Origin of the sequence: Luteimonas sp. TWI596 (assembly GCF_039674105.1) — a bacterium.
GTDB lineage: Bacteria > Pseudomonadota > Gammaproteobacteria > Xanthomonadales > Xanthomonadaceae > Luteimonas.
The window spans coordinates 22,110-28,448 of the sequence record NZ_JBDJMU010000030.1 but is presented as its reverse complement, the minus strand read 5'-3'; the positions used below and the strand labels follow the sequence as shown (position 1 = coordinate 28,448).

At 70.5% G+C, this 6,339-nt stretch carries 7 protein-coding genes and 2 tRNA genes; 4 read left to right on the top strand and 5 right to left on the bottom strand.

What is annotated here, in order from left to right; genetic code table 11:
- Positions 1 to 101, top strand: a 101-nt coding sequence (locus ABE487_RS16225) for a transposase (RefSeq protein WP_346449327.1), incomplete at its 5' end; no start/stop codon positions are given.
- 42 nt (positions 102 to 143) lie between these two features.
- Here the strand turns inward: ABE487_RS16225 and ABE487_RS16220 are convergent.
- From ABE487_RS16220 to ABE487_RS16210, 3 genes are all read right to left on the bottom strand, one after another.
- Positions 144 to 220: transfer RNA gene (locus ABE487_RS16220), tRNA-Asp, on the bottom strand.
- A 19-nt stretch (positions 221 to 239) separates the two neighbouring features.
- A tRNA-Val gene (locus tag ABE487_RS16215) sits at positions 240 to 314 on the bottom strand.
- A 20-nt stretch (positions 315 to 334) separates the two neighbouring features.
- On the bottom strand, positions 335 to 613 hold the full coding sequence (locus ABE487_RS16210) for an HU family DNA-binding protein (RefSeq protein WP_047136197.1): 279 nt from the start codon (positions 611 to 613) through the stop codon (positions 335 to 337).
- A gap of 247 nt (positions 614 to 860) precedes the next feature.
- Between ABE487_RS16210 and ABE487_RS16205 the strand changes: the two genes are divergently transcribed.
- On the top strand, positions 861 to 2,840 hold the full coding sequence (locus ABE487_RS16205) for a SurA N-terminal domain-containing protein (protein WP_346442400.1): 1,980 nt from the start codon (positions 861 to 863) through the stop codon (positions 2,838 to 2,840).
- A 342-nt stretch (positions 2,841 to 3,182) separates the two neighbouring features.
- Here ABE487_RS16205 and ABE487_RS16200 read toward each other — a convergent pair whose 3' ends face one another.
- Both ABE487_RS16200 and gloB read right to left on the bottom strand, forming a co-directional pair.
- The gene (locus tag ABE487_RS16200) at positions 3,183 to 4,406 is read right to left on the bottom strand and encodes a transglycosylase SLT domain-containing protein (protein WP_346442363.1); all 1,224 of its coding nucleotides are present in this window, start codon (positions 4,404 to 4,406) and stop codon (positions 3,183 to 3,185) included.
- Positions 4,403 to 5,170 (bottom strand): hydroxyacylglutathione hydrolase, encoded by a 768-nt coding sequence (gloB, locus tag ABE487_RS16195; protein ID WP_346449273.1) that lies wholly within the window; start codon positions 5,168 to 5,170, stop codon positions 4,403 to 4,405. Before gloB ends, ABE487_RS16200 begins: the two co-directional genes overlap by 4 nt.
- Positions 5,171 to 5,215: 45 nt before the next feature.
- Between gloB and ABE487_RS16190 the strand changes: the two genes are divergently transcribed.
- Together ABE487_RS16190 and rnhA are read left to right on the top strand one after the other, a co-directional pair.
- A complete protein-coding gene (locus ABE487_RS16190; protein WP_346442365.1) occupies positions 5,216 to 5,869 on the top strand; it encodes a methyltransferase domain-containing protein in 654 nt (217 codons plus the stop codon).
- Positions 5,870 to 5,890: 21 nt separating this feature from the next.
- On the top strand, positions 5,891 to 6,337 hold the full coding sequence (gene rnhA, locus ABE487_RS16185) for a ribonuclease HI (protein ID WP_346442366.1): 447 nt from the start codon (positions 5,891 to 5,893) through the stop codon (positions 6,335 to 6,337).
- Positions 6,338 to 6,339 lie beyond the last annotated feature (2 nt).

Genomic DNA, 6,339 nt, shown 5'->3' with positions numbered 1-6,339 from the left:
ACAACACCATCAAGGTCATCAAGCGCCGTGCCTACGGGTACCGCGATCAGGAGTACTTCTTCCTGAAGATCCGCGCAGCCTTCCCCGGAATTCAGCGATGAACCAAAAAAAAACCCCGCCAGAGCGGGGTTTTTTTCAACCAGTGGCGGAGCGGACGGGACTCGAACCCGCGACCTCCGGCGTGACAGGCCAGCATTCTAACCAGCTGAACTACCGCTCCACATTGGAAACCTGTTGCTTGGTGGGTGCTGAGGGTTTCGAACCCCCGACCCTCTCCTTGTAAGGGAGACGCTCTACCGCTGAGCTAAGCACCCATGCGGAACAGCCGAGCCGCTTACTTTACCGCATCCTTGAGCGCCTTGCCAGCCTTGAATGCCGGGACGGTCGAGGCGGGGATCTGGATCGTTTCCTTGGTCTGCGGGTTCAGGCCGGTGCGCGCGGCGCGCGGACGGGCGACGAACGAACCGAAGCCGACGAAGTTCACCGCGTCGCCGTTCTTCAGCGCTTCGGTGATGGTGTCGAGCAGCGCGTCGACCGCACGGCCAGCGTCGGCGCGGGACAGACCGGCCTTCTCGGCGACGGAAGCCAGGACATCGTTCTTGCTAAGGGCCATCAGTGAATTCCTCTTTTAATTATTCGACGTTGAGCGTCTGGACGCTGAGCCGGCATGCACGGCGCCGCCGGCCGGGCGGCGCCGGTCGGACGCGCATGGTACGCCATCCCCCGGTCGATTACGACCTTGCGGGTCCGGGCCTGAATGGCTGCCCGACGAGGCTGCCGCGAGCGCTTGGCGGCGCGGTCCTGCGCGGGTCCGTGCTTGCGGGTAAACTGCCCGGCTCGCCCATCCCGTGCCCCGACTCATGCTGCAAGCGCTTCGAGAAAAGACCAGTGGTTGGATCGCCATCGCCATCGTCGCATTGCTGGCGGTGCCGTTCGCGTTCTTCGGGATGGAGCACTACCTGTTCCAGAACAATGCCGACTATGCGGCCAAGGTCGAGGCGCCGCCGACCTGGTGGCGCTCGGCGCCCGATATGTGGCTGGTGCGCAAGCTGGTATGGACCTCGACCGAGGTCACGCCCGAGGAGTTCCGCCAGACGTTCGACTCGGTCCGTGAGCAGCGCCGTCAGGCCGAAGGCGAGAACTTCGACGCGCGCGCGTTCGAGACCTTGGACAGCAAGCGCGAAGTGCTCGAGCAATTGATCGACCGCGCGGTGCTGGGCCTGGCCGCCGAGCGCGCCGACATCGTCGTCGGCGATGCGCAGGTGCGCGAGATCATCGCGTCGATCCCCGCATTCCAGGTCGATGGCCGTTTCGATGCGCAGCGCTACCAGATGACGTTGCAGTCCGGGCAGCCGCCGCGCACCCCGGCCGAGTTCCAAGCCTCGATCCGCCTCGACCTGCAGCGTGCGCTGGTGCCGCAGGCGATCGCCGAATCGGCGTTCGTGACGCCGTCGGAAGCCGAACGCATGATGCGTCTGCTCGACGAGCGTCGCGACGTCGCCTTCGTGGTCGTGCCGCCGCCGGCGGCCGATGCGGCGCCGGTCGCCGATGCGGATCTGCAGGCGTGGTTCGAGAAGAACGCCGGCCGCTACCGCGATCCGGAAAAGGTCGCGCTGGAGTACATCGAAGTCGTGGCCCAGCCGCAGGCCGGTGGCGGCGACGTCGACGAAGCCGAGGCGCGCGCGCACTTCGAGCAGGTCAAGTCGCGGTTCGCGACCACCGAGCGTCGCCTGGCCTCGCATATTTTGGTCGAAGTGCCGGCCGATGCCGATGCGGCCACGCAGCAGGCGGCGCAGAAGGAAGCCGCGGACCTCGCCGCGAAGGCGGCTCAGCCGGGCGCCGACTTCGCCGCGCTGGCACGTGCGCATTCCGACGACCCGGGCTCGCGCGACAACGGCGGCGATCTGGGCTGGGTCGAGAAGGGCATGATGACCGGTCCGTTCGAGGACGCGCTGTTCGGCATGCAGGCCGGCGCGGTCAGCCAGCCGGTGAAGACCGACTTCGGTTGGCACGTGTTGCAGTTGCGCGAGATCGAGGCCGGCAAGCCGGTTGCGTTCGAGGATGTGCGCGAGGAGATGGAGCGCGAAGTGCGCGACGGCGAAGGCGCGCGTGCCTACAACGAGCAGATCGGCCGGATCGTCGACGAGATCAACCGCCACCCGATGTCGCTCGAGCAGGCTGCGGCCGCGGGGCAGGTCGAGGTGCGCACGCTCGCGCCGTTCGCGCGTGGTGCCGGCACCGGCATCGCCGCGAACCGAGCGGTGGAGCAGGCGGCGTTCTCCGAAGCGCTGACCCAGGACGGCACGGTCAGCGACCCGATCGAGATCGCGCCCAACCACACCGTCTTCATCCGCGTGACCGCACACACCCCCGAGCGCGCGTTGACGCTCGACGAGGTCCGCGAGCGCGTGACCGCCGAAGTCCGCGCCGATCGCACGCGCCAGCGCGCCGAGCAGGCCGCCGATGCGATGGTCGCCGAGCTGAAGGCCGGCAAGACCCTGCAGGCGGTGGCGCAGGCGCACGGACTGGAGCCGGAGTCGGTGCCGGGTATCCCGCGCGGCGCGCCGGTGCCCGACCCGGCGTCGAACACGGCGTACTTCCAGACGATGCCGCCTGCCGAGGGCAAGACTGCGCCGGGTCGCACGCTGCGGCCTGACGGCAGCGCCGTGGTGTTCGTGGTCGAGCGCGTGGTGCCGGGCGATCCGACACAGGCGCCGCCGCAGCAGCAGGCGATGCTCAAGCAGCAGCTCGGCGCATTGCTCGGCAACGAGGATGCCGACGTGCTGCAGCGCGCCCTGCGCCGGCAGATGAAGATCACGGTCAACGAAGAGCGGCTCTGACGCCGTCCTTCGGGGCCGGCGGCGCGTGCGCCGCCGAGGCCTCCTGGATCCAGCGAAAAACGCCCGGCGATGCCGGGCGTTTTGGTATGCGCGTCGCAAGCTCACGCGGGCGCGCCTGTGCATTGCGATGCCGTCAGTGCACAGTGCAGACGGCGTCCGGCGGGCAGGCGGTTGCTCGATACGGAGTGGGGCGCCCGTTCGCGCAGCCGCGGAAACGTGGGAGCGTTGTATCCCGCCGCACGCCTCGACCGCGGAGCCGCACGCAGGCGCGCATGCGCATCGACGCCGTGCTGCGCGCGCATCCGAGCCGGCGGCAGCTGCGCGCCGGCCGCGCCTTCGCGCCTAGTGCGCGTCGCCGATGTGCAGTTCCATTCCTGGCCGCAGGATGCTGCGGGGATCGAGCCCATTGCGGCGGAGCAGTTCCTGACTGCTCAGGCCATAGCGGCGTGCGATCGACCAGACCGATTCGCCGCGCGTCACGGTATGCACCGACGGCGTGGCGCCGCGTGTCGGGGCCGCGCGCGACGTGCCCCCGGCCGGCGGCAGGGGTTCGAATTCCGGCGGCGCTTCGGCCAGGAATACCGGCGGTGTCGCTGCGGCCTGCGGCACCAGGACCTGGGTCGGCTGTCCGATGCGCGCGATGCGGCCGTCGGTGTGCGCCGGGTTGAGGCGCTTGAGCTGGGCGGCGTCGGTCTCATGCCGCGATGCGAGACCATCGAGGTCGCGGATGCCGTCGGGCACGGGGATCGCCTGCAGGATCGGCACCTCGCGATCGAGCGCGGCCATCCAGTCCTCGCGCTTCTCGGCTTCCTTGATCAGGCACGACAGCGCATGGAGCTTGCGCACGTAGGCATGGGTGAGCGCAGGCATCGGCAGCGCCTGCGGATCGGCGTTCGCGGCAACCTGGCCGGCACGTTCCAGCGCACCGAAGACACGGTACTCGCCGGCGTTGTAGGCCATCACCGCCAGCCGCCAGTCGCCGGCGAACATGCCGTGCAGGGTCTTGAGATAGCGCACCGCCGCGCGCGTGGAGTCGGCGGGCGACAGCCGGCCGTCGTAGCCGGCGCGGATCGGGATCTTGTGGTTGCGTGCGGTGACCGCGATGAACTGCCACAGCCCGGCTGGTCCCGACGCGCTGCGGGCGCCTGGGCGGTAGCCGCTCTCGACGAACGGGATCAGCGCGTACTCGGTCGGCAGGTGCGCCTGGCGCACCGCATCGACCACGTAGCCGAACAGCGGCAGGACATCGGTATTGCGCGAGACGAGCTGGCGCGGGACATGCGCAAAATGCGAGCGCCAGCGTTCGCTGGCATCGTCGCTGCAGTCCTGCTCGGCCAGCCCGTCGCGAAAGCGCAGGTAGATCTCCCGTCCGGTGCGGGTGGTGGGCGGCGCCAGATCCAGCGCCGGAGCCGGCGAGGTGGCCGGCGGTGCGAGATGCGCGCGCTGGCCGGCGGACGCGGTGGGCGGCGGTTGGGCCGGGCCCGAGGCGTTGCCGGCCTGGCACAGCGCCGACACCGCGGCGGCCAGCAGGCCCGCCACGAGCCGCAAACGAGGACCCGCGCTCATGCGCGGAAGCCGTCCTTCCAGTGCCGCAGCGCGGCGAACACGTCGGCGCGGCTAGCGCCAGGGGCGAGGCCGGCATGCGCGCAGGCCGCGGCCCGGACGGCCGGGGCGTCGACGCGCAGGAACGGATTGCAGGCCAGCTCGGCCTGCAGGGGAACGGGAAGCGTGGGCCGGTGGGCACTGCGCATCGAGACGATCTCCTGTTCGCGACGCCGCAGCGCCGCGTTGTCCGGATCGACAACACGGGCGAACGCCGCGTTGGACCGGGTGTATTCATGGCCGCAACAGACCAGCGTATCGACGGGCAGGGCCGCCAGGCGGTCGAGTGAGGCCAGCATCTGGACCGCGCTACCTTCGAACATCCGCCCACAGCCGAGGCTGAACAGCGTGTCGCCGCAGAACAGGTGGCCGTGGCCAACAAACGCGATATGGCTGCGGGTATGGCCCGGGACGGCCAACACGTCGAAGGCCCAGGGGCCGATCTGGAGCCGATCGCCGTCGTTCACCCGGCGGGTCGCCTGAGGGATGCGGGCGTCGTCCGGTGCGACCACCTCCAGCGCAGGCCAGCGGTCGCGCAGGGCGGCGACACCGCCGATGTGGTCGTCGTGATGATGGGTCAGCAGCACCAGTGCCGGGCGCAGGCCGTGTTGCGCGGCCGCCAGCACCGGCCCGGCCTCGCCGGGGTCCACGACCAGCGCAGCGCCATCGTCGGCTTCGAGCGTCCAGATGTAGTTGTCCTCGAACGCACGCAGCGCCTGCAGTCGCATCGGTCGGGAAGGTCGGTGGCGGCCGGAGGCCTTACAATGCGGACCATGCCCGCGATTTCTCCATCCGGTCAACCCGACGGCGTCGGCGACTGGTTCCAGACCCCGGCCGGACGCGCGGTGCTCGACAGCGAACATGCCCTGGTGGCCGAAGCGCTGGGCGGGCATCCTGGGCTGCCCTGGCTGTGGCTGACGCCGGTCGCGCCCGAGATCGCGGTCGATGGGCGCGGCCTGTGCCTGGTGCGCGGCGGCCGCGGCCTGCACGGCCCGGTGCGCTGCGGCTGGCCGTTGCCGCTGCCCAGCGAGGCCTTCGGCGCGGTGCTGCTGCAGCACGTGGTCGGCCCCCACGGTGAGGATCGCGGCCTGCTCGAAGAGGCCGCGCGCGTGCTCGCCCCTGGCGGCCACCTGTGGCTGTTGCTGCTCAACCCGCTGACGCCCTATCGCTGGCGCTGGCGCGGTAGCGGCATCGCCAGCGCCGAGCCGCTGGCCTGGCGCCGGCGGCTGCGCGAGGCCGGACTGGCGCCCGATGCGGTCTCGCGCGGCGTCGGCCCCAGTTGGCGGCCGGTGCCGTCGCCGATCGTCCAACACGGGCCAGGCTTTCGTGCCGCCTACGCGATGCGGTGCCAGAAGCGGCATCTGCCGCTGACCCCGGTCCGCCAGCCGCGCACCCTGGCCCTGCCGGCCGCCGCGCCCGCCGCCTGACCCTTTCGCAACAGGACATTGATGAAGTCGATCGAGATCTATACCGATGGCGCCTGCCTCGGCAATCCCGGCCCCGGTGGCTGGGGGGCGCTGTTGCGTTACCGCAGCACCGAGCGCGAACTGAGTGGCGGCGAGCCGCAGACCACCAACAACCGCATGGAGTTGATGGCCGCGATCGCCGCGCTCGAGGCGCTGACCGAACCGTGCCGGGTCGACCTGCACACCGATTCGCAGTACGTGCGCCAGGGCATCACCGAATGGCTGGCCAACTGGGTGCGGCGTGGCTGGAAGACCGCCGGCGGCGGCGCGGTCAAGAACCAGGACCTGTGGCAGCGCCTGCAGCAGGCCTGCCAGCGCCACGAGATCGCCTGGCACTGGGTGAAGGGCCATGCCGGCCATCCGGAGAACGAGCGCGCCGACGCGCTCGCCACCGCCGCCGCGCGCACCCAGCGCGCCGCGATCGCCTGACC